This is a genomic window from Syntrophus aciditrophicus SB (assembly GCF_000013405.1).
GTDB classification, from domain to species: Bacteria; Desulfobacterota; Syntrophia; order Syntrophales; family Syntrophaceae; genus Syntrophus; species Syntrophus aciditrophicus.
In genome coordinates this window covers 1,680,122-1,705,734 of record NC_007759.1, presented here as the reverse complement: position 1 = coordinate 1,705,734, position 25,613 = coordinate 1,680,122, and the positions used below count along the sequence as shown (strand labels likewise).

Sequence of the window (25,613 nt, the reverse complement as noted above, 5' to 3'; positions counted from 1 at the left end):
TTCCCCCCTCCTTTAATCCCTTAACCAACGAGTTCCCGGATGGACCCACCATTCCCCTTTATCGTTGATCTTTATAAAGATCGAACCATCAGAACGAGTAGAAACAACCTTCCGTTTATCTTTGCACCCTGCGACAATACAGCCGGTGGTCCTATCTGAATACCATTTGGTCGCCGCAGTATTCTTATTGTCTTTTTCTATCGACTTATCGGATATTACGCACAGCATTGGTGTTATAACATCGAAAAGTTCATTACAGCATCCTTCCGACCGCCCATGATGTGGAACTTTGAAAATTGTCGTTCCCGTAATGGCTCCGACAAATTTGGAATTATTCAGCAGATCCTTCCATCCGGAAGCTGGGAGATCACCTCCTAATAGGATTTTGACACCCTTAAAAGCAAGTGTTGTTAAAGCACTAGCCGTGTTAGGGTCGTTAATGTCAACATTTGGTGGAAACCACACGGTATGATCGAACTCTTGACCGACGGTAACAGCTTCATTGTCGGCAGCAATTTCCCTCCTCATTTGGCGTAGCTTGGCTATCTTAGCTTTGTCGCGTTTCGTCCAACCAATCCTATCGTCAGTAAAGCCGTCCAGAGAGGGGCATCTGAAGGATGCGATGTTTTTCTTTGATATTGCGATGATGTCGTCGAAGTGATCCGTATGTGGATGGGAAACTTGTAACTCAGAAATGGCAGATATTTCACTGAGAAAAATCGAAGGTACGACATCGCCAGTGCCGACATCGATGATCAGGTTGGCACCAAGTGGGGTTGTCGCATAGATGAAATCACCGTGCCCGACATCCAGAAAACCGATCCTCAAATCAGCCATTTTACACCCCATTGCTGCCACTTGAATTAAAATAGAAAACCCCGTTTCCATTGCGAGACGGGGTATGTGCCAGCCAATCTATATTTTCCTCCAGTATTTTTGTACGGAATGGAACGTATTAACCGCCTTATGTATTTTCCTGTGTCCCTATCACCATTTACATTGAAAATCAACAACAGCTGTAACAGATTCTAGGGGAATAATCTCCTCCAATACGAATCAGGCGAGCAATATTTCGCGCCCGCAAACCGTGGACTAGCTTCGCCGCGGTACCAAGCGAAAAATGGTTTCGAGAGAGAACTGATTACGCTGACCAACTTGGCTGCTATGAATGCTCTTGAGCGACATAAACTCTCTTTCGATCGGTAATCCTTAGACGACGCAACCACCGCCATTAAATCTTTGTATTTGCTATCGAGTACGGAACCTAAAAGCTGGAATGCTCGGCTACCAGGATGAAAGTATGGGATTTTATTCTTAACGCAATTAACCTAAACTTGTTGACTACGCCTGAAGGAAAGGTATAAAATGAAAACTATGAAAAGTCCGATATTTGGGGGCATTTTTGGGGGTATTCAGAAAAATCGAATAGATAATTTTGAAGCATAAACAGCAAGTTTGGCTGATTATTAGACTCCCGCCGCCCCACCATTAACAAAAGACAAACCCGTCTCTCTGGGGTCATTCTCCGGGGTGACGGGTTTTCTTTTTCCCCTTGTTTCTAAAGGGTTTGGGCCCGTTTCACATCTTTCCAAAGCACCTCTCCGCACCATCAATTCTCCCCATCCACCACCCATCCTTTCTCTGTTTGGCCCCTGATTCTCTGTTTTCTCCGGACCAAGTCCCAAGCTCGTCCGGAAAGATACATCCTTGATTGATATGGGTTTGCTGCTGGTTGCCGTTTTTGGCGGTTGTCTCAGGTCATCGTTCGATGCCGCAACCGGACGTTTTTTTCGAAATCACCCGCATCGGCCGTGAAAAAAAGTGTGGTCAACTCCGGTTTCCTGCCCCTTAAAGAAGAAAAGCCGAAGCAGATGGTCGGCTCTCTGGCGTGGTTTCTGGTCCAATCGTCAGTCAGTGGCGAAGCCGAACTGGCGGCGCTGATCGGCCACGTCTTCGGGGAAGCTCTTGGGCCGCTTGGCCAGCGAGAGTCCGTTGGGCTCCTTGCCGTTGATCAGGGCTGCGACGATGCCCGGGGTCGACCTCGTCAGGTTGGGGATGCGGGCCACACACGAGCCATCGACGTCGAGGGTACGATATTACTCCCCATCCCGTCCGGAATCGTCATCGGAACCATCTACAACGCCGACCACTTGTTCCGCCGCCTCGGCCTGCCGCGAGCTGGAGGTGCCGCTCATGACCATGCTCACCATCCGCCATGAGGATGTGCGGGCCATCGGCAACCCGGATGCCATGCCCGTCTCACGGCGAGAGATTCGCCAATGGCGAGTGGTTACGCCCGTGAGCAGACCATTGCGGCCTTATCCGGACGAAAGCGTTTGACAATCGGCCCCTGCCTAAAGTATGGTACCGGATGTTTTAGGTTGGGGAAGCTGTGCCCAGCATCCCCGTTACCGCCTCTGCTGTGGCAATAAAACCAATCGCCCATGAGGAGCTAGAGAAATGGCCGAGATGGAAGACCGCTGGTTATCTGTAGACGAGATAGGCAAGTACCTCGGTGTCAGCAGTGATACCGTTTACCGTTGGATTGACAAGCATGCGATGCCCGCCCATCGCATGGGACGTCTTTGGAAGTTCAAGAAAGACGAAGTCGACGAGTGGGTGAAGGCTGGCGGCGCGGCAGACCGCAACAAGAAGGGTTCTGACGAATGAAGATCATCGACAACATCAATTCTTTGCTGGGCGACGATCTGAAGGCTTCCATCCAAACCAAGGCTAAAATGAAAATCGCGGCATCGTGCTTTTCGATCTATGCCTATGAAGCTTTAAAGTCCGAGCTCGCAAAGATTGAGTCGTTGGAATTCATCTTCACGGCACCGACCTTCGTTCCTAACGAAGTCACCGACAAGCTCAGAAAAGAACGCCGAGAGTTTTTTATCCCCAAGGCTAATCGGGAACGTAGCCTCTACGGCTCCGAATTTGAAATCCAGCTTCGCAATAAACTCACCCAGCGTGCCATTGCCCGCGAGTGTGCTGAATGGATGTGCCGCAAAGCCAGATTCCGCTCTAATAAAACCAGATCTCCGATGCAGCAGTTTGCCTGCATTCAGGGGCCTTCGCTGGAAGCGGCATATATGCCTTTGCATGGTTTTACCGCCGTGGATCTGGGATATCAGCAGGGTGATGCCGTTTCCAACATCGTCAACCGGGTAGACGAGACGGCCTTTACGTCGACATACCTTCAGCTCTTTGACCAGATCTGGAATGATCCAACAAAACTTGAAGATGTGACTACCGCGATCTGTGATCATATCTCGTCGGTCTATCAGGAAAATTCACCCGAGCGCATCTATTTCCTGATGCTCTACAATATTTTCAGCGATTTCCTTGATGATATCGATGAAGATGTGTTGCCCAATGACCGCACGGGTTATCTGGATACGCTGGTCTGGAACAAGCTTTTCAACTTTCAGCGTGATGCCGCCATAGGCATTATCAACAAGCTGGAAACCTACAACGGCTGCATCCTGGCCGACAGCGTGGGGCTTGGTAAAACATTCACGGCTCTGGCTGTTGTGAAATATTACGAACTGCGCAACCGTTCGGTGCTTGTTCTGTGCCCCAAGAAACTTGCGGACAACTGGCTGAATTACAACAGCAACCTGACGACCAACATCTTCTCCAGGGATCGCTTCAATTATGACGTTCTGTGTCACACCGACCTGTCCCGCACCTCGGGAGAGTCGTTCGGCATTCCTCTGAACCGCGTTAACTGGGGCAATTATGATCTGGTCGTCATCGATGAATCGCATAATTTCCGAAACAACGATGCCGTTAAAGACAGGGAAACCCGCTATCAGAAACTGATGAACCAGGTCGTCCGCCAGGGCGTTAAAACCAAGGTTCTGATGCTGTCCGCCACCCCGGTCAATAACCGCTTCAATGATCTGCGCAACCAACTCGCGCTGGCTTACGAAGGCGACTCTGAAAATCTCAGCAAGAAGCTGCGTACTGGCAGATCGGTGGAAGAAATCTTCCGCAATGCCCAGACGGTCTTCAACCAGTGGTCAAAACTGGCACCCGAGGATCGCACGGCACGGGCTATTCTGGATTCCCTTGATTTTGACTTCTTTGAACTGCTTGACAGCGTCACCATTGCCCGTTCGCGCAAGCACATCCAGACCTTCTACGATACCAGTGACATAGGCCAGTTTCCCGAGCGCCGCAAACCGCTGTCATTCCATTCGCCACTGACCGGCCGCACGGATGTCATGAGTTTTAACGAGATCTTTGAACAGCTCTCGCTGCTCAAGCTCGCCGTCTACGCCCCGATCAGCTACATCCTGCCCAGTCGGCTCAAAAAATATGAAGACCTGTACGACACGCAGGTGGAAGGTGGCAAAGGGAAGCTGAGGCAGGCGGACCGCGAGCGAAGCCTGCAGGCATTGATGACGACCAATCTGCTCAAACGTCTGGAAAGCTCGGTTGAGGCTTTTCGGCTTACCTTGAAAAGCCTGCACGACAACCACACCCGCACCCTGAGCAAAATCGATTCATTCAGGGTTGCAGGGGATGCTGGCAGTGTCTCTGACTGGACCGATAGCCTGGCAAACCTCGAAGCTGAAGAGGACGATATCCCGGTCCTGGACAACGCCGAAATTGGCGGGAAGGTGAAGATAAACCTTGCGGACATGGATCTTCCTTCGTGGGAACACGACCTGAAGGTTGATCTGGAAGTCATTAACGCCTTGCTGGAGTCCATGGCAAAAGTCACACCCGAGGAGGACGCCAAGCTGCAACACCTCAAGGCCCTGATTTTCAGCAAGATTGAAAACCCTATCAATGACGGCAATAGAAAAGTCCTTGTTTTCACTGCCTTTGCCGATACGGCGAATTACCTCTACAACAACCTGGCGGATACCCTACTGGCAACGCAGAGGCTGCACACCGGAAAAGTAACCGGCAAGGATACGCCGAAATCAACCCTCAGAAAAAATTATGATTTTCAGTCGCTGTTGACGCTTTTTTCTCCCCGCGCCAAGGAGAAGGCTCAGGTGTTGCCAAATGAACCAGCTGAATTGGACCTGCTGATTGGCACCGACTGTATCTCCGAGGGGCAGAACCTTCAGGACTGCGATTACCTGGTCAACTATGACATCCACTGGAATCCGGTTCGCATCATTCAGCGATTCGGCCGGATCGACCGCATCGGCTCCATCAACAAGACCATCCAGCTGGTGAATTATTGGCCCGACATTTCTCTGGATGAATACATCAATCTCAAGGAACGGGTTGAAAACCGGATGGTCATTGCCGACGTAACGGCCACTGGCGACGACAACGTCCTCACGGCAAAAAGCAGCGAGATTTCGTATCGAAAGGAGCAACTCCGGCGCTTGCAGGAAGAGGTGATCGAACTGGAAGACCTTAAAACAGGTGTTTCCATCACCGATCTCGGCCTGAACGACTTCCGGATGGATCTGCTGAACTATGTCAAAACCAATGGCGACCTTGCCAACGTGCCCAATGGCATGCACGCGGTTGTCCCAGCCCGGCCCGCAATGGGATTGCACCCTGGGGTCATCTTTGCGCTGCGCAACCGCAACCATGCGGTCAACATCAATCAGCAGAACAGGCTGCATCCCTACTACCTGATCTACATCTCTGGCGACGGCCAGGTCATCGCCAACCACACCGAGGTCAAAACGCTGCTCGACCTGGTGCGATCCAGCTGCAAGGGGCAACCGGAACCCATTCAGGCGGTCTGCCGCCTCTTCAATCAGCTAACGGATGAAGGCCGGAACATGAAGGCTTGTTCCGACCTGCTGAGAACCGCCATTCGTTCGATGATCGACGTCAAGGAGGAAAAGGATCTGGACAGCTTGTTCTCCGGCGGCAGGACCACCGCCCTGGTGAACACCATTGCCGGGCTCGATGACTTTGAGCTCGTCGCCTTTCTCGTGGTGCAGGAGGAAGGATGACAGCCGTGCTCTTCGACTATCCCAAGAACGCCGCCTTTGGACGCGTGCTGCCCAAGAACAAAATCTACGAGCACGGAAGCCCCAGCGCTGCAGTCAGACAGCTGTTTGTCCGGCAGGTGGAACAGATCGTCTGGCAACACAAGCTTGCCCCGGAGACAGTCAACCTGAAGGCATCAAAGGCCGTGCCTGAAATTCAGATCTTCAGCATCGCTCTCAAGGGTGACGAACTCAAACCCGAGGTGCTGCGCTGCATTGACCTGGCCATTCCCTTTCCGATCATTTTTGAGCTCCGGTTCGACGGGAAAGTACTACCCATTGCTGCCTTTAAGCGGCCGAGTGAAGCGGATGCCAGCAAGTGGGTCATCAGCGAGTATTTCGATAGCGGCTGGACAGCCGCCGATACGCCACGCAAGCCCCTGCCGATGGTTTTCGACCTCGAAACGCTCTACGACCATTTGCTGCTGCCCCTGATGCCGTACCCGGCACGGCCGGGCGAAGACCTGCAAAAGCGGGTGGAACGGATGGAGCGCATTCGGCTCAAGCACCGGGAGCTGGAACGCTGTGAGGCCCGGCTCCGGAAAGAGAAACAATTCAACCACAAGGTCGCGATCAACGCTGAGCTGCGTGACCTGAAACAAGAACTTGAAAATCTGACCCGCCCGCTGCCTGCAAGCGGGACGGCAGTCACACCCTAAAGGACGAACATGATGGAAAAGATGAAAATGCACTCCCCGAACCTGACCCAGGAAAACATCGCACGTATCCTCGAGATGTTTCCCGGCTGCGTGACTGAGGCTCAAGGCCAAGATGGCAAGCTGAAGCTGGCCGTAGATTTCGATCTGCTGCGGCAGGAGTTGTCGGAATCCATTGTGGAAGGTCCGCAGGAGCGCTATCACCTCAACTGGCCGGGCAAGCGGGAAGCCCTGTTGACCGCCAATGCCCCCATTGCCAAGACCCTGCGCCCTTGCAGGGAGGAGAGTGTGGATTTTGACACCACGAAGAACCTGTTTATCGAGGGTGATAACCTAGAAGCCTTGAAGCTGCTCCAAGAGACCTACCTTGGCAAGGTCAAGATGATCTACGTCGATCCACCGTACAATACGGGCAACGATTTTATCTATGAAGACGATTTTTCCGAGAACTCAGATGAGTTTCTTAAAAGATCGAATCAGAAAGATGAGGAGGGCAATCGGCTGATTGCGAACACAGAGGCCAATGGGCGATTCCATTCTGATTGGCTATCTATGATATATCCGCGATTGAAACTTGCGAGGAATTTGTTGCGAGATGATGGGGTGATTTTTATTTCAATCGATGATAACGAAGTCACCAACCTTCAGCGGGCTTGCGACGAAATCTTTGGTGGTGCTAACTTCGTCGCTCAACTTACTATTATCGTCAAGCCAGAAGGTCGGAGATACGGATTTTTTGCCAAAACGCATGACTACATCTTGGTGTATTGCAAAAATCACGAATATGCCAGCATGAATGAAATACTCGTCGAAGGTCTTGAGCATCCTCACAGCGACGATCAAGGCGGTTTTACGCTTAAAGGCTTACGGAATCGAAACGTGCAGGCCTTTAATTCAACAAACAGGCCTAATTTGAGATATCCTTTTTTCGTGGACAAGCAAAACCCAGATGCCAATGGGTTTTTCAAAGTGTCCACCATCCCTTTGGATCGGTTCGTCAAAGTGGAGGCAAGCACGGTTGATGGATTGAAAAGTGTTTGGCGCTGGAGCAAAGAGAAGTCTGAGAAGGAAAAAGATAGTTTAGTGGCTTACGAGGGAAATGATGGAGAGATCCGTATTTTCCAGAAAGAGCGAAAGCTGTCTCAGATGGCGAAAACAGTATTGTCTGATAAGGAGATCATTTCAAATAAGGGAACCAGGGAGTTGCAGGTCTTGCTGGGTAAGGGAATTTTTGATTTTCCGAAGCCGGTTGCACTAATCAAGCTGATAACAACGATAGGCTCGGATGAACACTCCCTAATCCTTGACTTCTTCTCCGGTAGCGCCACGACCGCCCACGCTGTCATACAGCTCAACGCCGAAGACGGCGGGAACCGCAAATTCATCATGGTTCAGCTCCCTGAACCTTGCGACGAAAAGTCCGAGGCGTTTAAGGCAGGCTACAAAACCATCGCCGAGATCAGCAAGGAGCGTATCCGCCGGGCTGGCAGGAAGACTCTGGAAGGCGAGTGTCATGAAGATTGGAACAAGGATATCGGCTTCCGCGTCCTCAAGATCGATTCGTCCAACATGGCCGACGTCTACTACACGCCGGACGCCATTGAGCAAGGCCAGCTGAAAATCTTTACCGACAACATTAAGTCGGACCGCAAGCCCGAAGACCTGCTCTTCCAGGTATTGCTGGACTGGGGCGTGGATCTTTCGCTGCCCATCCGAAAAGAGACCATTCAGGGCAAAACCGTCTTCTTTGTCAATCAGCCGCCCTACGACCTTGTCGCCTGCTTCGATACCGGTGTGAATGAGGACCTGGTCAAAGAGCTGGCCCGGTTCGAACCGCTGCGGGTTGTGTTCCGCGACACCGGCTTTGTCTCCGATGGCGTCAAGATCAACGTGGAGCAGATCTTCAAGCAGATGTCTCCGGGCACTGATGTGAAGTCGATATAAGGAGGGTTTGGCATGAAACTGAAGTTCAAAGTCCAGCCCTATCAGACCAACGCGGTGGAAGCTGTGGTTGACTGCTTTGCCGGGCAGGTGAATACCTCGGGCATTGTGTACCGGATCGACCCGGGCGTTAACAAAAAGCTGGTGGCTCAGGAACCGATTTTGCCAGGAATGGATATGGAGCAGACTGGATTCAAGAACGCCGATATCCAGCTTACAGATGCCCAGCTGCTGACCAATATCCATGCCGTACAGCGGCGGCAGAATTTGCCCTTGTCCGACAAACTGGTTTCCAGCGCCGGGTGCAAGATCAACCTTGACGTGGAGATGGAAACCGGAACCGGCAAGACCTATTGCTACGTCAAAACCTTCTTCGAGATGAACAAGCGGTACGGCTGGACCAAGTTCATCGTGGTGGTGCCCAGCATTGCCATCCGTGAAGGCGTGCTTAAGTCGCTGGAAATTACCGCCGAGCATTTCACCGAGAGCTACGGCAAGAAGGCCCGTTTTTTTGCCTACAACTCCAGGCAGCTGCACCATCTGGAAAGCTTTTCCTCCGATGCGGGCATCAATGTCATGGTCATCAATATCCAGGCGTTCAATGCCACGGGAAAGGATAACCGCCGCATCTATGACGAACTGGACGAATTCCAGTCGCGCAAGCCTATCGATGTGATCAGCAGCAACCGCCCCATCCTGATTCTGGATGAACCACAGAAGATGGAGGGCAAAAAGACGCTGGAGGCGCTGGCCAAGTTCAAGCCGCTGATGATCCTGCGCTACTCGGCTACCCACCGGACCACGCACAACAAGATCCACCGCCTCGACGCCCTGGACGCCTACAACCAGAAGCTGGTGAAGAAGATCGCGGTGCGTGGCATTGCGGTGAAGGGTCTCGCTGGTACCAACGCCTATCTCTACCTGGAATCCATCGAGATTTCCAAGAAGGCACCGGTTGCCCGAATCGAAATGGAAGTGCGCCAGGGAGGCGGAATCAAGCGGATCGTCAAACGCCTGGAGCGAGGCAAGGATCTGTTCATTGAGTCAAACGAGCTGGACCAATATCGCGGCTTCGTCATCGCCCAGATCGACGCCAACAAGGACACGGTGGAGTTCACCAACGGCCATGTTCTGAGTGCGGGTGATGCAACCGGCGACATCACGGAAATGGCTATCCGGCGGATTCAGATCCGGGAGGCGATCAGGGCTCACCTTGAGAAGGAGCAGGTTCTTTTTGCCCAGGGCATCAAGGTGCTGTCTCTTTTCTTCATCGACGAGGTGGTCAAATACCGGGACTATAGCCAGGCCGATGAACAGGGAGAGTACGCCAGGATTTTTGAAGAAGAGTACGAGCGGCTCAAAGCCGAATATTTAAGCCTTCTTCCCTTGGATGGTGGAGTGTATCAGGAATATCTGAAGGGCATTCATGTTGGCCGCACCCACAACGGTTACTTCTCCATCGACAAGAAAACCAAGAAGCTCACCGATCCGAGCTTCAAGACGCGTGGAGAGGAAGCCGGGCTTTCCGATGACGTGGATGCATATGATCTGATCCTGAAAGACAAGGAACGGCTGCTCTCCTTCGCGGAACCGGTCCGATTCATTTTCTCCCACTCTGCCCTGCGGGAAGGCTGGGACAACCCCAATGTCTTCGTCATGTGCATGCTCAAGCACAGCGACAACACGATCTCGCGCCGCCAGGAAGTTGGCCGGGGGTTGCGGATCAGTGTCAACCAGCTCGGGGATCGCATGGACAACCCGGCAACGGTCCATGACGTGAATATCCTGACCGTTGTCGCGAGCGAGAGCTACAAGGACTTCGTTGGGAATCTTCAGCGTGAAATCAGCGACTCCCTCTCTGCACGCCCCCGCAAGGCGGACGAGGCCTACTTCACCGGGAAGGTCATAACCACGGAAACCGGTACGGTGGAAATTACCCCGGTCATGGCCAAGCAGATATACAAATATCTGCTCAAGAACGACTATACCGATGATGCGGATCAGGTTGCCGACGCCTATCACGAGGCAAAAGCCAACGGGACTCTGGCGGCGCTTCCGCCCGAGCTTGCCCCTCATGCGGAACAGATTTTCGGCCTGATCGACAGCGTCTTCAGTGAGTCCCAGCTGCCCGACGTGGGTGATGACCGCAAGCCGAAGACCAATCCGCTGAATGCCAACTTCGAGAAGAAAGAGTTCAAGGCACTCTGGAGCCGAATCAATCAGAAGGCGGTCTACCGTGTCGAGTTCGATTCCAGTGAACTCATTCGAAACAGCATCCGGGCTCTGGACAAAGAGCTGCGGGTGACTCCACTTACGTACATCGTCCAAAAAGGTGTGCAAACCACGGAAGCTACCTACGACCGATTGAAGTCTGGTCAAGCCTTCGATGTTAAAGAAACGAAGACAGAATACGGCACTTCAGTGCATTCCAGGGTAACCTATGACCTGCTCGGGAAAATCTCCGAAAACACCCAACTGACAAGAAAGACCATCGCCGAAATATTGAGCGGTGTTCAAACGGCGGTTTTCATGCAATTCAAGCAGAACCCGGAGCATTTCATTGCCGAAAGCTCACGGCTTATCAATGAGCAGAAGGCCACGATCATCATCGAGCGGCTAAGCTACGACAACATCGCCGAGACCCACGATATCGATATTTTCACGACAGGCCAAAGCAAGCAGGACTTCACCAAAGCCAGTGAGAAGCTGAAGAACCACATCTATGACTACGTGATTACCGACTCCAAGGTTGAGCGGGAGTTTGTGAAAGAGCTGGATACCAGCACCGAGGTGGTCGTCTATGCAAAGCTCCCCAGAGGCTTCCTGATCCCCACTCCCGTCGGCGACTACAACCCGGACTGGGCCATTTCCTTCAGGGAAGGCTCGGTCAAGCACATCTATTTCGTCGCCGAGACCAAGGGCTCCATGTCCAGCATGGAACTTCGGGCAATCGAGCATACGAAAATCGAATGCGCCCGCAAGTTCTTCGCGGAGATCAACCGCAAGATTGATCCCGAACACGTGAAATACGACGTGGTGACCAGCTACGGAAAGCTGATGGAGATTGTCGGTATGGGGGGAGCAAGAGTATGAGGCATCTCAGGAACAAGATAAATGTTTCGTCTATGAACAGCACGGATCAGGAGGGGCGGCAATGAAGATATGGGGAACTCACGTTTATCGCATCGGGAACGAGGAGAACCTCGACGTCCAAGATCCCGATGACAGCAAAAGCATCGAGCTCCAGAAAAAGCATATTGAGCCCTGGCTGGCGGCTGTTTTTCAGAGTGAGCATCTTGCTCTCTTGCTTGGCAGCGGTTTCACAAAGGCAGTTGCATATCAGGCCGGAACGAGCGCAGCCGACATGGCTTGTGACTATGGTGGTTTCCCAGTGGACGACAAACTGAAGGATGCCGCCCAGCAAGCCGCTGTGGCCATGGGACGCGGCGAGGCAAATATTGAGGATCAGATCCGGGCTGCCAACGCGCTGGCCCAAGGCTTGAAAATTCTGGGAGATGAGCGCCATACCGAGGTCATCACCGCGCTTGATGCTTTGTTCAAAAAGTTTCTGAACGGTATATCCAAAACCGAACGAGATCTGAAATCAGCGGTCGAAAAATGCGCAGCAGCTGAACCAGAAGATGCCGACCCTGCGGTCGAAGAAAAAGGTGGGGAAGAAGCTTCGGAGAAGCTCGATCCGCTTGTCATGCTTGTCTCTTTTCTGCTCAGTTTCTCGAGCCGGACTGCGACCAGGGAGCGCCTCCATATCTTCACGACCAATTACGACCGGCTTATCGAATATGGCGCAGATCTGGCGGGTCTGCATTTGCTTGATCGCTTCGTCGGCTGCCTTGAATCGATTTTCAGGTCTTCGCGCTTGGACATCGATATGCACTACAACCCACCTGGTATACGTGGTGAGCCACGTTATCTGGAGGGCGTAGTTCGTCTTACCAAGCTTCACGGGTCATTGGACTGGGTTTACCGAAAAAGCTTTGTAAGAAAGGTTGGGTTACCATTCGGCCCGCAGGATGACCATCCAGCGATCAACGACCAGCCAAGCGATTCCGTGATGATCTACCCGAACTCAGCCAAGGACCGAGAGACATCCGAATACCCCTACGTCGAGCTATTTCGTGATTATGCAGCTGCGGTCTGTCGCCCGAACTCGGTTCTTGTCACCTATGGCTATGGTTTTGGTGACGAACACATCAACCGCACCATAGCCGACATGCTGACAATTCCATCGACGCATATAGTCATTATTTCCTTTGGTGATGAAGGGGGGCGGATTGGCTCCTTCTGTAAACAGGTCGGCAGGAAAGCGCAGATATCGCTATTGATCGGTCCGCACTTTGGAAACATGCCGACCTTGGTCGAAAACTACCTTCCGAAGCCCGCAATAGATCGCATCACCATCCGGCAGACGGAATTGCTTCGGAATCGCGGTTGGGAACCATCCTCACATAAAGTCGAGGAGGACGAGGCATGACCTCACCGATCTCCAAGATTTCGTCCCTGACAATCGGGACGGTGGAGAGCGTTGCCCCAGATGAAATCAAGGTTTTGCTGGACATAGATTCTCCCAGAAACACTGCCCTCAATACCGGCGTCCCGACCCCATTTCCGAGAATAAACAGTTTCGTTCTACTGCCCAACGAATCTGGGGCGGTCGTCGGGATCGTCGTATGGCTGGGGGTGGAAAGATCGGCCTATCCCAAACGACAAGGGCTCAAGGATTTCGGCCTGATCGACCTGCCATTCCCGCTGCGAAAAATGGCAGTGTGTCCGATTGGGACCCTGCTTTCGGAAAAGAATAAATGGAGGCTCGAAAGAGGTGTCCAGAGCTTCCCATCAGTTGGCGATCCAGTAATTCTGCCAACAAGGGAGCAAACCATTGCCATAGTTACCGGGCAAGACAAGGACAGCCGAGTTCCACTGGGGACCTGTCCTATCGCGTATGATGCGCCAATTGCGGTTGACCCTGACAAGCTGTTTGGCCGCCATCTCGCCGTTTTGGGTAACACTGGCAGTGGTAAGTCTTGCACCTTGGCGGCCTTGGTACGATCTGCCGTTGAATCGGCTCAGACATCTATAAAGAAACCCGAGATTCCTGCGGGAGCCGAGGAAGCTCAAAACGGACAAGACAATCCAAACGCACGTTTCATAATCCTTGATCCTAATGGCGAGTATTCGAAATGTTTTCAGGACTTGGGAGCGGGCTGCAGGGTGTTTCAGGTCCCACCGCTTACCAACACCGATGCCGCTGAATTCACTTTGCCTGCCTGGATGTGGAATAGCTCGGAGTGGGCAGCAGTTGCCCAGGCGGCACCACGCGCTCAAAGGCCGTTGTTGCAAGAAGCATTGCGAAATCTAAGATCGAATAAGCAAATAACGCTCACCATAGAAAATCGACTGAGGGCTCGTTGCAAGTCGCTAAAGTCTTATCTGCTGCAGTTTGCTGGCACAGGCGCATCCGGCTTTCCTATCAATAACAACTGCGGACAGCAGCTAAGCCGCTTTATCGAAGATATTACAGCCTACTGTCCCACTCTCACTGGCGACATTAAAACAAGAACAGAGCGTGCGGCGGCAGCCATTACTGAAGTGGTTGATAGCAGAAAATGGACAAGCGGTGGAAGAACTGGCTTCAACGATTTTGGTGACAACGATTTAAACACTGTCGATCAATGGATCGAAAATGTCCTCCAAGGATTTCCCCAAGGCGAAGATGTTGGGACAGTGAACGAAGATTCTCCACTGCCCTTTGATCCTCATGTGCTGGCTGAGCATCTTGAGTCATTGGCTATGCAAGAAGGTGGATCGGCCTCCCAATTCATCTCTACCCTGACGATGCGGATCAAGGGGATCATGTCAGATCCGAGAATGAATGGCGTTATCAACCCTGATTCCTCAATATCGCTGAAAGATTGGCTCGACCTTCATGTCGGCTCCGATGGTGGAGCTAATGGTCCGGTGGCAGTAATAGACCTGTCCCTTGTTCCTTATGAAATTCTCCATCTTGTTATTGCCGTTTCGTCACGTTTAATACTGGAATCACTACAGCGTTACCGAAAACACAATAATCAGAACTTACCCACCGTGCTCGTCCTGGAAGAAGCACACACATTCGTGGCAAAGCGCCTTCCTCATGGCGACGACATCCCAAGTCCTGCTGATATGTGTCGAGGGATTTTTGAACGAGTCGCGAGAGAGGGGCGCAAGTTCGGATTGGGACTTGTGCTGTCATCACAGAGGCCCTCCGAACTATCCGAAACGGTACTGTCTCAATGCAATTCATTCCTCCTCCACCGGATCACGAATGATAGGGATCAGGAGCTGATCTCCCGCTTGGTTCCTGATAACGCACGCGGACTGCTTCGGGAACTGCCCAGCCTGCCCACACGCCATTGCATTCTCCTGGGCATCGCCTCAAAGGTACCCGCGCTCGTCGAGGTGAAACATCTGGAGGACGGTCAGAGACCGGAATCTGACGACCCGGATTTCTGGAGTGTATGGACTAACGAAGAACCTCGGCCAATCGATTGGGACAAAATCACCAGCGAATGGGCAGGATCGGAAGCGGTAGCTGATGACGATTCTCCGCAGGAAGGCGGGGATGCCCAATGAATCAAAATTGCCGCCGCTCAAATTGCTCCACCTGTCCGGTTTTACTGCAAACCCGTCACCGTCGTCCGGTGCCGGGAAATCAGGGGAGAAAATCGTTTCTCTGGTCGGGTTGTCGGGAAGTTGTTGTGTGAGATGACTTCGGCGTATATTATCAAGGAGTTACGAGGAGCGCGGGCTTTGAGACTGTTTTGCGGTAGGTCGTCGTTCCCTCCGGGCTTTTCAATAAAATACAATAACGACTGGGGAAAACCTTGCGAAAATTGCGACGATTCTGGACCACAAATCGGCCGCCCCTTTAAGGGTTGAATCGACGCTGGATAATTCAGCAAAAGCCAGGTGTTCTGTTTTTCATCTTGTCTTTTATGGGTGCTCAGGGTTATCTTCCCTTATCAATTTTTCACTGTGAATCTCTCCCGACCGGTGAGGTCATGGGTACATTCGATAAAGGGCTGATCATGGATGAACGGGCGGGATGCATCCGGATGAGCCGCACCAGGCTTTACGGCATGACCCGGCGCGGCGGCGTCGGAGTGATGGCGGCCCGGCATGGCGATGGGTAACCCCGGGATGGCGATATGGCACTGGACTACACCACATTAGAACTGCTCCGCCAGAACCACCCGGCCTGGCGGTTGTTGCGCGCCCATCATGCGCCGCTGGTGGCCGGTTTTCTCCACCGGGTGTTCATCGTGCCCAATGTGCGGAATCTTCCCCAGGCAGACTTGGTCGAGGCGTTGGAAGATGAGCTCTTCGCCTTGCGCGAGCAGCTGGGGGCCGAAGCCTTTCCCGGAACCGCCCAAGGCTATCTCAATGACTGGGCCGAAAACGACAAAGGGTGGCTGCGGAAATTCTATCCGGCAGAAACGGACGAACCGCACTTTGACTTGACTCCGGCGACGGAAAAGGCGCTGGCCTGGCTGGAAGGGTTGACCGAACGCGCCTTTGTCGGCACGGAATCCCGTCTGCTCACCCTTTTCGAACTGCTCCGGCAGATGAGCGAGGGGAGCCAGACCGATCCGCACGTTCGGATCGCCGAAATGCAGAAACGCCGCAGCGATATTGATGCGGAAATCGCTCGCATTCTGGCGGGCGACATCCCGCTCTTGGACGACACGGCCCTGAAGGACCGTTTCCAGCAGTTTCTGCAACTTGCGCGGGAACTGCTGGCCGACTTTCGCGAAGTAGAACACAATTTCCGCATGCTGGACCGGCGGGTACGCGAGCGCATTGCACTGTGGGAAGGAGCCAAGGGGGCACTGCTCGAAGAGATCATGGGCGAGCGCGATGCCATAGCCGATTCCGATCAAGGGAAGAGCTTTCGCGCCTTTTGGGACTTCCTGATGTCCCAGTCCCGGCAGGAAGAGTTGAGCCGCTTGCTGGAACAGGTCTTGTCCCTTCCGCCGATCCTGGCCATGCGCCCCGAAACCCGTCTGCAGCGCGTGCATTACGATTGGCTGGAAGCGGGGGAACATACCCAACGAACGGTGGCCAAACTCTCCGAGCAGCTGCGTCGGTTTCTCGACGATCAGGCCTGGCTGGAGAATCGGCGCATCATGGACATCCTGCACAGCATTGAAAACCACGCGCTGGCGTTGCGCGAAGAGTTTCCGACGGGGGATTTTATGCCTTTGGTCGAGACCTCTGCGACGGTCGAGCTTCCCATGGAGCGGCCTCTTTACCGGCCACCGCTCAAGCCCCTCATTGTTGAGATGGCGCTGGATGAAGGGGATGCGGATGTGGATACGGCAGTTCTCTACGAGCAGGTGGTGGTTGACCGGGCTGAATTGACCAGAAATATCCGCCAGGAGCTCCAGGTCCGCAGCCAGATAAGCCTTGCCGAGGTGGTGGGTCGCCATCCACTGCGTCACGGGTTGGCCGAACTGGTTGCCTATTTGCAGCTGGCCGGTGAATGGCCCAAAACGGCCGTGGACGATGACGTACAGGAGCAGGTGAGCTGGCAGTTGGAGACGGGTGTCATGCGCCGGGCGACCTTGCCGCGCATTATTTTGCTGAGGAACTGATGATGAATGTGACCGATATCGACTCCAGCCACCCGGTCAGGCCGGATCACGAACTCTCGTCCGTGGTGGTTCCTCTGCTCAAAGGGGTGCTGTATCGGGAGGAGAATCCGGGATTGTGGGGCTTGCTTCTGAATCGGCAAGCGGGGGTTCGGGATTATGTGGCCGTGCTCGGCCTGGAGTTGATGCTCGACGAGGCGGAAGGATACGCTTTTTTGCGTTCCCGGCAGGATGACGATGAGGACAGTTTGGCGGCCGGTCCACGCCTGGTTGTCCGGAGGCAGCTTTCCTATCCGGTCAGTTTGCTGCTCGCGCTTTTGCGGAAGAAGCTGGCCGAGTTTGACGCCGGTGGCGGCGACACGCGTCTGATCCTTTCTCGGGATGAGGTTGTGGAGATGATCCGGATTTTTCTTCCGGCGGGCAGCAACGAGGTGAAGCTGATCGACCAGGTCGATGCCACCTTGAACAAGATTGCCGAGCTGGGGTTCATCCGCCGCTTGCGGGGGCAGGGACAGATGATTGAAGTGCGGCGCATTATCAAGGCGTTTGTCGATGCGCAGTGGCTCGCTGACTTTGACGAACGGCTGGCGGAATATCGACAACAAATTGCGAAACCCCGGGAGGGGATGGATGGCTGAGCCCCTTGATCTGGAATTTATGGCCGATGACCGGCTGGCCGGATTTCGCCTGCAACGGCTCGAGGTTTTTAACTGGGGAACCTTTGACGGCCGGGTCTGGACGCTGCGCATGGGCGGGAAGAACGGCCTTCTCACCGGTGATATCGGTTCCGGAAAATCGACCTTGGTCGACGCCGTCACCACCTTGCTGGTACCGAGTCATCGCGTTGCCTACAACAAGGCGGCAGGAGCCGACAACCGTGAACGTTCGCTCAAATCCTATGTGCTCGGCTATTATAAGTCGGAGCGGCAGGAAACCCTTGGCAGCGCCAGGCCGGTCGCACTGCGCGACTTTAACGGTTATTCGGTGATCCTCGGCGTTTTCTACAACGCCGGGTACAAAAAAACCGTCACCCTGGCGCAGGTCTTTTGGATGAAGGAAGCCAATACGCAACCGGCTCGCTTATATGCAGCCTGTGAACGAGACCTTTCCATTGCGGCTGATTTTTCCGGGTTCGGCAGCGAGATGGTCGGTCTTCGCAAGCAGCTGCGTGGGAGCGGTGTCGAGCTGTTTGACAGCTTTCCTTCTTACGGATCATGGTTCCGTCGTCGTTTTGGCATCGATAATGAGCAGGCGTTGGATCTTTTTCATCAGACCGTGTCCCTCAAGTCGGTGGGAAACCTGACCGACTTCGTGCGCAGTCACATGCTTGAGCCCTTCAATGTCGCACCGCGCATCTCCGCCCTGATCGGGCACTTCGAAGATCTTAACCGGGCTCACGAGGCGGTTCTCAAGGCCAAACGTCAGGTCGAAATGCTGGAGCCTTTGGTGGCCGACTGTGAACGACATCGGGAACTGGCTCGAGCGGCGGATGATCTGCGAGCTTGCCGCGATGCCCTGCGACCCTGGTTCGCCACACTGAAACTGGATCTGCTGGAAAGGCGTTTCACCTCGCTCAACGAGGAGTTGACCCGGCACGGAGCCGCCATCGAGCGTCTGGAGGAGCAGCGGCGTGCCCAGCAGGGGCAGGAGCGCGAGCTTCGCCGCACCATCGCGGAAAACGGCGGGGACCGGATCGAGGGCATCGGTGAAGAAATCCGGCAGAAACAGGACGAGCTGGAACGTCGCAAGCGGAAGGCCTCCCGCTATGAGGAGCTGGTCCGCGACTTGGGGCAGCACCCCGCCGCGACTGAGGAAGAATTTCTTCGTCAGCGGTCTGAAACCGCAACGTGGCGTGAAACTGCTGAAGAAGCTGAAGCGAAGGCTCAGAATGATCGAACTCAGGCCGAGGTCGACTTTTCCCAGGGGAGAAGTGAATACGATCGGTTGAAAAATGAAATCAACGGTTTGAAAGCTCGGGTCAGCAACATCGACGAAAAAGAGATCGCCATGCGGCGTTTGCTCTGCCAGGCGTTGAATTTAGCCGAAGAGGAGATGTCGTTCGCCGGTGAGTTGCTGCAGGTTCGCGAGGATGAGCGTGATTGGGAAGGGGCTATCGAACGGCTGCTCCACGGTTTCGGATTGTCTCTGCTGGTTCCGGATCGTTATTACCCCAAGGTGACTGAATGGGTTGACGCCACGCATCTGCGGGGGAGGCTGGTTTATTTCCGGGTTCGTGATGGGAGGCGCGGCGAGTTGCCGACGGTACATCCCGATTCCCTGGTGCGCAAGCTACAGGTCAAACCCGACTCGCCCTTTTACGACTGGATGGAACGGGAGGTGGCTCACCGCTTTGATCTGGCTTGTTGCCTGTCTCAGGAACAGTTTCGCCGCGAAACCAGGGCCATCACCCGGGCAGGGCAGATCAAGGCACCTGGGGAACGGCATGAAAAAGATGACCGGCATCGTCTCGATGATCGTCGGCGCTATGTTCTTGGGTGGAGCAATGCCGAGAAAATCGCCGCTTTGGAAAAGGAAGCCGGGCGGCAGGAAGCACACCTTTCTGAACTTGCCGGTCGCATCAGCACGCTGCAAAAGGAACAGTCCGCCCTCAGGGAGCGTCTTTCGATCTTCTCGAAACTGGGCGAATACACTAATTTTCGTGACCTCGACTGGAAACCCGTGGCGGTTGCCATCGCCAGGCTGGAAGCCGAGAAACGTGAGCTTGAAGCGGCCTCCGATCTGCTCAAGACCCTCACGATGCGATTGACCGCCCTCGAAAACGAGTTGAAGGAAACGGAGGATCAACTCGATGACCGGAAGGACAAGCGATCGAGAACAGAACAAAAAATAAGCGCCGCAAAAGATCTGCAGCAACAGGCAAAAGCCTTGTTGGCTGGAACAGCAGAAGATACTGTCCGGCAATTTGCCATGTTGGAAGAAATGCGCGAGGAGGCGCTTGGCAGCCAGTCATTGACGGTTGAGTCCTGTGACAGTCGTGAGCGCGATATGCGCGAATGGCTGCAGGACAGGATCGACGCCGAAAATTCGAAGATCAATCATTTGTCCGAAAAGATCATCAAGGCGATGACCGAATACAGGAAGGAGTGGATGCTGGAAACCCGGGATGTGGATGTTCATATCGCAGCCGGTCCTGAATTCAAGTCAATGCTTGATCAACTCCGGGCAAACGACCTGCCCCGTTTTGAAGGGCGTTTCAAGGAACTTCTGAACGAAAACACCATCCGAGAGGTGGCGAATTTTCAATCTCAATTGGCACGCGAACGTGAAACCATCAAGGAGCGCATTGCTCAGATCAGCGAAACACTTATCCAGATTGATTACAACCCCGGCCGATACATCAGTCTCGAAGCACAGATGAATCTCGATGCCGATATCCGTGACTTCCAGACCGAGCTGCGTGCCTGTACCGAAGGAGCGCTTACCGGCTCGGAGGATGCGCAGTATTCGGAAGCAAAATTCCTGCAGGTGAAGCGAATCATCGAACGATTTCGAGGCCGGGAGGAACATTCAGATCTGGATCGACGCTGGACTGCCAAGGTGACCGATGTCCGCAACTGGTTCGTTTTTGCTGCCAGTGAGCGTTGGCGCGAAGACAAAACCGAACACGAACATTACGCGGATTCCGGTGGAAAATCGGGCGGCCAGAAGGAAAAGCTCGCCTACACCGTACTTGCCGCCAGTCTGGCGTATCAATTCGGCTTGGAATGGGGAGCGGTGCGCTCGCGCTCCTTCCGCTTCGTGGTGATCGACGAGGCTTTTGGACGAGGTTCCGATGAATCGGCCCAATATGGTTTACAGTTGTTCGCGCAACTCAACCTGCAACTGCTGATCGTCACGCCGTTGCAGAAAATCCACATCATCGAGCCTTTCGTCGCAAGTGTCGGCTTTGTTCACAGTGAAGATGGTCGCAACTCTGTTCTGCGCAACCTGAGTATTGAGGAATATCAGGCCGAAAAGCTAAGGATGCAAGGATGAAGTGGACGACCCCGGCCGATCTCAAAGCGCAGGTGCGGAAACTCTGGGATCGCGGCTTACTGCTCGCTTCCCTGGCTGGTGGGGAGGCACTCTTCCCTCGTCGATTGACGCTCAAAAGTCCGGATTCACGGGGACTGAGCGAGCGGTTTCCCGAGGTGCGTGAGTGGATCGCCCAATTGTGCTCAGCCGCCGGTTTCTATCGGATCGAATGGCGCAGCGTAAACCACCGCGTTCTTGGAGCCAATGAAATTCCCGCGGCAATCTGGATCGATACGCTGGAGGAGGCGCTCGGACTGATCGGTAAGCGCCGGGCTGCGGATCAGTTTGCCACGTTGGTTGAACTGACCAGGAAGAAACAGCCTGAATTGGTTCCATGGCTGGCAAAGCGCCCGCTACGAGCTTTGGAATTGTCCGAAGACTGGCCGCGCCTGCTGGAGATTGTCACCTGGGTGCTCAAGCATCCCCGCCCCGCGATTTACCTGCGCCAGATAGATCTGCCGGGTGTCCATACCAAGTTTATTGAAGGGCATCGAGGCGTGCTGGCGGAATTGCTCGATCTCGTGTTGCCGGGGGAAGCCATTGATGCAACACACACGGGCATTGGTGGATTCTGCCGCCGTTATGGTTTTTTGGACAAACCTTTACGGGTGCGCTTCCGTGTGTTGGACCGGAATATCCGGTTGCCGGCGGTGGAATCCGATCAGGATATCACTCTGACGCAGGCATCCTTCGCCTCTCTTGATCTGCCGGCATCGAAAGTGTTCATCACCGAAAATGAGATCAACTTTCTGGCTTTTCCGGATGTTCCTGATGCGATGGTGATTTTTGGGGCGGGGTACGGTTTCGACAATCTCGCTGCTGCCCCCTGGTTGCACCAGCGAGGCATCTACTATTGGGGAGATATCGATACCCATGGATTCGCCATTCTCAATCAATTGCGTGGATTCTTTCCCCACGCCGTGTCTTTTCTCATGGATCTGCAAACACTCTTAGCCCATAGGTCACTCTGGGGAGTGGAGAAACAGCCTGAAACAGGGACCCTCGCGCGGTTGAACTCCGAGGAAAGCGCCCTTTACGATCAGTTGCGCCGGAACCATTGGGGGGAACGGGTTCGGCTTGAGCAAGAGAGGATTGGGTTCGGTTTTCTGCATGATGTTCTCCGGAGGCTGTGAATCGCAACTGTCAACGAATATTTGACAGTTTCAACAGTGTCGCTCCTGGTCTTGCTTCCTACCTGTGTATCGGCCAGGAAAACTCTCTATCGCCACCGCCAGCCCGACCATGGCTTCGGAGAGGGAGCGAATTTCGCTCTGCTTGACGCGGAGAGCGACCAGCGAGGCGCAGACCTGAATCAGCAGCATGACTCACTCTTGCCTTGGCGCTGAAGGCAGCTGTACAACATGGAACCCGCTAAATACAGCGGGTTTTTTATTGCCTAAGGTTTAAATCTCAACCAAAACCGAAAAGAACTTGCAAATGACTTGCAGTCAAAAAAAAGGCCAATACATGCGAATAGTTATATCTTATTTTTTCCGGTTCAATGCACCCTCCATCATTATTTCAGTAACTTAGAGCAATTTACTCATCACCATTTCTTTGTCGGCATTTTCACTTTTGTTAAAGCTGACAAAAAAAGAATCTTTTTCACTACAATAATTTTTATTTATTTTAACGTAATCATTTACAAAAGCACCATTTTGTTTCACAATACCTGTGCCAGAGGAAACTCCCAAGCACCACTCGATTAATGCCTGTTATCTCTCTATAAATAAAAACTTTTCATGAGTAAGAAAAAGATCATCATACTAATCGCTGTAATTCTTGCTTTACCTCTCACCGCTTTGACGGTGATGTTCGCAATTTTTCAATGTCCGCCAGCTGTCAACGCTATAGCGGCCTGCTTGCAGCCGCTAACCGGCATCTCGCTGCATATCGATGACATTTCTCTGAATCGTTATCTGGGTATGAATTTAAGCGGATTGCATATTCAGCAGATCAAGGAAAATGGTTTTGATTTCTTCCTGGAAAACGCAGATGTCGATGCAGGTGTTGGTAAGGGATTGAAGATCGAAGTGGAGAAGATACTGCTTACCGGTTCGAAATTTACTTTTTCCATAAAGGATGAAAAATCAGAAACGGACCCTTTTGAGGTTCTCCGGAAATTGCCTCCCATACAACTTCTTGAAGTCAGGAATGGTCACCTGGAGTTGAAGACAGAGTCAGCCGCCTATTCCGTTCCATGTGTAAATTTGACCATCAGGGACTTCAAGCCCGAAGGCGGCGGAAAATTGAATGGCAACAGCCGCTTCAATATCCGTTACAATGGCACGTCCGGACAGGGGAGATTTGAAGTCGACCTGGACATAAACCGGATGTCTCCACGACTTTTCGGTTCGGGTTCATTCCGCCTTTTCCTTGTTAAGGGTTCCTCTGGCAGTATGATGCTCGATGATTTGAAACTCACAACCGGGCTTGCGCTCAACGGGAATGTTTTCTCTCTTAACAGTGCGAAGGCTGAAATCCTGAGTCTGTCACGTCGGGGAGGAAGCGGAAAAATCGATATGCGGAATATTAAAGCGCAATTAAACGGTTCATACGACCAGAAGACATCAGCCTTCAACATTACATCCTTTGAAGGATCCGCTTCAGGGATTGGAATGCTGAAGGGCAGGGGGGCCGGTACGATAAAACCCCTTACCTGGCGCGCGTCCCTGCGTGCCTCATCGCTGGACCTTGCACAGGTTTTCGGTCTTGTGCAGCCCCTCCTGCCCGAAGACTACAGAAAATGGACATTCAAGGGCAAAGGCGGACTTGAAGTGGAGAGCGAGGGACGGCGATCCGACGGCGCTATGGTATGGAAAGCAGCGGCAATCATTGATCTGAGTGAAGGCGGGTTCGCCTCTGCTGACAGTTCTAAGGCGGGAGAGCGGATTACCGGCAGAATCGAGTTGAAGGTGGGTTCACCGGAAAAAAAGCGCCAGGGCAGTTTCAATATTACCCTGGAGGGCAGCGAGGGGGAGTTTCTCTGGGGGCAATACTATCAGGATTTCAAGGGGGAAAAGGTAACAGTCGTCTCGCAGGGCACTTTTGCACAAAACCCGTTTTCTCTTGCCTCCTCCGGAACTTTCGATCTTTTCCAAACGGGTCATTACGTCTTTTCTGTAGATATTTCACAAAATAGTTCGGTTTTTTTCCTTGATGCAAAGGGTGTTTCCTGCCGACGTCTGTTTGGCATTCTCATGCAGAATTACATGCAGCAGAATTATCCGAACCTGCAGGATATGACGCTGGATGGAGAAACAGATTTGAAACTGACTGCGTCAATTTCGAAGCAGCGTAAAATGATCGAAGGCAATCTTGCACTTCGCGGCGGCGCTGTTCGCTCTCCTTCAAACCAGCTCTTGCTCACCGGTCTGAATATATCATTGCCATATGATATTGTCCTGGCAGGAACTCCATCACCGGGAAGTGTAAACGAAGCCGGCCAGGGTTTCCTTGCCTTCGAACTGCTCGAAAAGGGAACTTTAAGGATCGATAAACTTAAAACACCCGTCGCGCTCTATGGCAACCGCTTTATTCTTCCGAATCCAATTGACTTTTCAACTTTGGGCGGCAAGGTCCACATGGCAGGCTTCAGGGCTGAAAATCTTCTTTCCCCTGAAACGCGGGTTCAAACTGGCGTAACTATTCAAAACCTCGATCTTGGGCAACTGATCGGGTCGTCGGTACCCTTTACATTGACAGGATTGATCAACGGGGACTTGTCTTCAATCGTATTTCAGGATGGAAAGTGGAACGCATACGGTGAGCTTGTGATTCAGATATTCGGTGGCAGGGTTACCATCGGCAATATATATGCGGGAAGACTTTTCTCTTTATCCCGCTTTTTCGGCGCCGATGCAGAATTTGATAATATCGATCTCGAAGCGGTTACGGAAAGCATCGAAGTCGGTCGGATGACAGGGCTTGTTAAGGGATACCTGAAGAATTTCATGATGGAATACGGCCAGCCCGTGAGCTTTGATCTGGTTATTAGATCGGACAGGAGCAGAAAGGTGCCGCAAAGAATCAGTGTTGATGCGATCAAGAATATTTCAATAATCGGTACTGGTTCTGGCGCAGTGTCCGCTGTGCTGAGCAGCGGTCTGAACCAGTTTTTTAAAGATTATCCCTACAGTGAGATTGGCATAAGGTGCACCCTGGCGGATGATATCTTTTCCCTGCGAGGACTCATTTATAAGGGCGGAAATGAATATCTGGTGAGACGGGCTTGGTTCAGAGGTATTGACGTCATCAATCAGAACCCTGATAATGCCATCAGCTTCAAGGACATGGCGGAACGGGTGGGCCGCATATTTCAGCCTCGAGAAGAAAGCAGGAATATGTCGTCAGGGTAA

At 53.0% G+C, this 25,613-nt stretch carries 16 protein-coding genes; 14 read left to right on the top strand and 2 right to left on the bottom strand.

The window, feature by feature from the left end:
* Positions 1–12: 12 nt before the first annotated feature.
* Complete coding sequence (locus SYN_RS07835; protein ID WP_148202521.1) at positions 13–837, bottom strand: hypothetical protein; 825 nt, start codon at positions 835–837, stop codon at positions 13–15.
* A gap of 1,070 nt (positions 838–1,907) precedes the next feature.
* Positions 1,908–2,066: a hypothetical protein gene (locus SYN_RS16345; protein WP_011417545.1), complete on the bottom strand. Its 159-nt coding sequence runs from the start codon at positions 2,064–2,066 to the stop codon at positions 1,908–1,910.
* Between the two features lie 127 nt (positions 2,067–2,193).
* Here SYN_RS16345 and SYN_RS16255 point away from each other — a divergent pair, with 127 nt between their 5' ends.
* From SYN_RS16255 to SYN_RS07765, 14 genes are all read left to right on the top strand, one after another.
* Positions 2,194–2,340 carry a hypothetical protein gene (locus tag SYN_RS16255; protein ID WP_158302949.1) on the top strand — a complete coding sequence of 49 codons (147 nt, stop codon included), beginning with the start codon at positions 2,194–2,196 and terminating at the stop codon, positions 2,338–2,340.
* 120 nt (positions 2,341–2,460) lie between these two features.
* Entirely contained in the window at positions 2,461–2,670 is a 210-nt protein-coding gene (locus tag SYN_RS07825; RefSeq protein WP_011417544.1) for a helix-turn-helix domain-containing protein, read from the top strand.
* Positions 2,667–5,939 (top strand): helicase-related protein, encoded by a 3,273-nt coding sequence (locus tag SYN_RS07820; RefSeq protein ID WP_011417543.1) that lies wholly within the window; start codon positions 2,667–2,669, stop codon positions 5,937–5,939. Before SYN_RS07825 ends, SYN_RS07820 begins: the two co-directional genes overlap by 4 nt.
* A complete protein-coding gene (locus SYN_RS07815; RefSeq protein WP_011417542.1) occupies positions 5,936–6,634 on the top strand; it encodes a DUF4391 domain-containing protein in 699 nt (232 codons plus the stop codon). Before SYN_RS07820 ends, SYN_RS07815 begins: the two co-directional genes overlap by 4 nt.
* Before the next feature lie 9 nt (positions 6,635–6,643).
* On the top strand, positions 6,644–8,575 hold the full coding sequence (locus SYN_RS07810; protein ID WP_011417541.1) for a site-specific DNA-methyltransferase: 1,932 nt from the start codon (positions 6,644–6,646) through the stop codon (positions 8,573–8,575).
* Between the two features lie 12 nt (positions 8,576–8,587).
* Entirely contained in the window at positions 8,588–11,665 is a 3,078-nt protein-coding gene (locus SYN_RS07805; RefSeq protein WP_011417540.1) for a type III restriction-modification system endonuclease, read from the top strand.
* Positions 11,666–11,726: 61 nt separating this feature from the next.
* Positions 11,727–13,064: an SIR2 family protein gene (locus tag SYN_RS07800; RefSeq protein WP_041584873.1), complete on the top strand. Its 1,338-nt coding sequence runs from the start codon at positions 11,727–11,729 to the stop codon at positions 13,062–13,064.
* Positions 13,061–15,202: an ATP-binding protein gene (locus SYN_RS07795; RefSeq protein ID WP_011417538.1), complete on the top strand. Its 2,142-nt coding sequence runs from the start codon at positions 13,061–13,063 to the stop codon at positions 15,200–15,202. Before SYN_RS07800 ends, SYN_RS07795 begins: the two co-directional genes overlap by 4 nt.
* A 428-nt stretch (positions 15,203–15,630) precedes the next feature.
* On the top strand, positions 15,631–15,762 hold the full coding sequence (locus tag SYN_RS16790) for a hypothetical protein (RefSeq protein ID WP_258165126.1): 132 nt from the start codon (positions 15,631–15,633) through the stop codon (positions 15,760–15,762).
* A gap of 15 nt (positions 15,763–15,777) precedes the next feature.
* Positions 15,778–17,223: a DUF3375 domain-containing protein gene (locus tag SYN_RS07785; protein WP_011417535.1), complete on the top strand. Its 1,446-nt coding sequence runs from the start codon at positions 15,778–15,780 to the stop codon at positions 17,221–17,223.
* A complete protein-coding gene (locus SYN_RS07780; RefSeq protein WP_011417534.1) occupies positions 17,223–17,858 on the top strand; it encodes a DUF4194 domain-containing protein in 636 nt (211 codons plus the stop codon). The genes SYN_RS07785 and SYN_RS07780 overlap by 1 nt, the downstream gene beginning before the upstream one ends.
* Entirely contained in the window at positions 17,851–21,216 is a 3,366-nt protein-coding gene (locus tag SYN_RS07775; RefSeq protein WP_041584871.1) for an ATP-binding protein, read from the top strand. The genes SYN_RS07780 and SYN_RS07775 overlap by 8 nt, the downstream gene beginning before the upstream one ends.
* Positions 21,213–22,388, top strand: coding sequence for a DUF3322 domain-containing protein (locus tag SYN_RS07770; protein WP_011417532.1), 1,176 nt, complete (start codon positions 21,213–21,215; stop codon positions 22,386–22,388). The genes SYN_RS07775 and SYN_RS07770 overlap by 4 nt, the downstream gene beginning before the upstream one ends.
* A gap of 609 nt (positions 22,389–22,997) precedes the next feature.
* A complete protein-coding gene (locus SYN_RS07765) occupies positions 22,998–25,613 on the top strand; it encodes a hypothetical protein (protein WP_011417530.1) in 2,616 nt (871 codons plus the stop codon).

What these genes read in the sequence shown, in the direction of transcription:
- SYN_RS07785 (WP_011417535.1), top strand. Translation starts at nt 15,778, where the DNA reads ATGGCACTGGACTACACCACATTAGAACTGCTCCGCCAGAACCACCCG.
- SYN_RS07780 (WP_011417534.1), top strand. Translation starts at nt 17,223, where the DNA reads ATGATGAATGTGACCGATATCGACTCCAGCCACCCGGTCAGGCCGGAT.
- SYN_RS07770 (WP_011417532.1), top strand. Translation starts at nt 21,213, where the DNA reads ATGAAGTGGACGACCCCGGCCGATCTCAAAGCGCAGGTGCGGAAACTC.
- SYN_RS07800 (WP_041584873.1), top strand. Translation starts at nt 11,727, where the DNA reads ATGAAGATATGGGGAACTCACGTTTATCGCATCGGGAACGAGGAGAAC.
- SYN_RS07775 (WP_041584871.1), top strand. Translation starts at nt 17,851, where the DNA reads ATGGCTGAGCCCCTTGATCTGGAATTTATGGCCGATGACCGGCTGGCC.
- SYN_RS07795 (WP_011417538.1), top strand. Translation starts at nt 13,061, where the DNA reads ATGACCTCACCGATCTCCAAGATTTCGTCCCTGACAATCGGGACGGTG.
- SYN_RS07825 (WP_011417544.1), top strand. Translation starts at nt 2,461, where the DNA reads ATGGCCGAGATGGAAGACCGCTGGTTATCTGTAGACGAGATAGGCAAG.
- SYN_RS07805 (WP_011417540.1), top strand. Translation starts at nt 8,588, where the DNA reads ATGAAACTGAAGTTCAAAGTCCAGCCCTATCAGACCAACGCGGTGGAA.
- SYN_RS07810 (WP_011417541.1), top strand. Translation starts at nt 6,644, where the DNA reads ATGATGGAAAAGATGAAAATGCACTCCCCGAACCTGACCCAGGAAAAC.
- SYN_RS07765 (WP_011417530.1), top strand. Translation starts at nt 22,998, where the DNA reads ATGAGTAAGAAAAAGATCATCATACTAATCGCTGTAATTCTTGCTTTA.
- SYN_RS16255 (WP_158302949.1), top strand. Translation starts at nt 2,194, where the DNA reads ATGACCATGCTCACCATCCGCCATGAGGATGTGCGGGCCATCGGCAAC.
- SYN_RS07820 (WP_011417543.1), top strand. Translation starts at nt 2,667, where the DNA reads ATGAAGATCATCGACAACATCAATTCTTTGCTGGGCGACGATCTGAAG.
- SYN_RS07835 (WP_148202521.1), bottom strand. Translation starts at nt 837, where the DNA reads ATGGCTGATTTGAGGATCGGTTTTCTGGATGTCGGGCACGGTGATTTC.
- SYN_RS16790 (WP_258165126.1), top strand. Translation starts at nt 15,631, where the DNA reads ATGGGTACATTCGATAAAGGGCTGATCATGGATGAACGGGCGGGATGC.
- SYN_RS07815 (WP_011417542.1), top strand. Translation starts at nt 5,936, where the DNA reads ATGACAGCCGTGCTCTTCGACTATCCCAAGAACGCCGCCTTTGGACGC.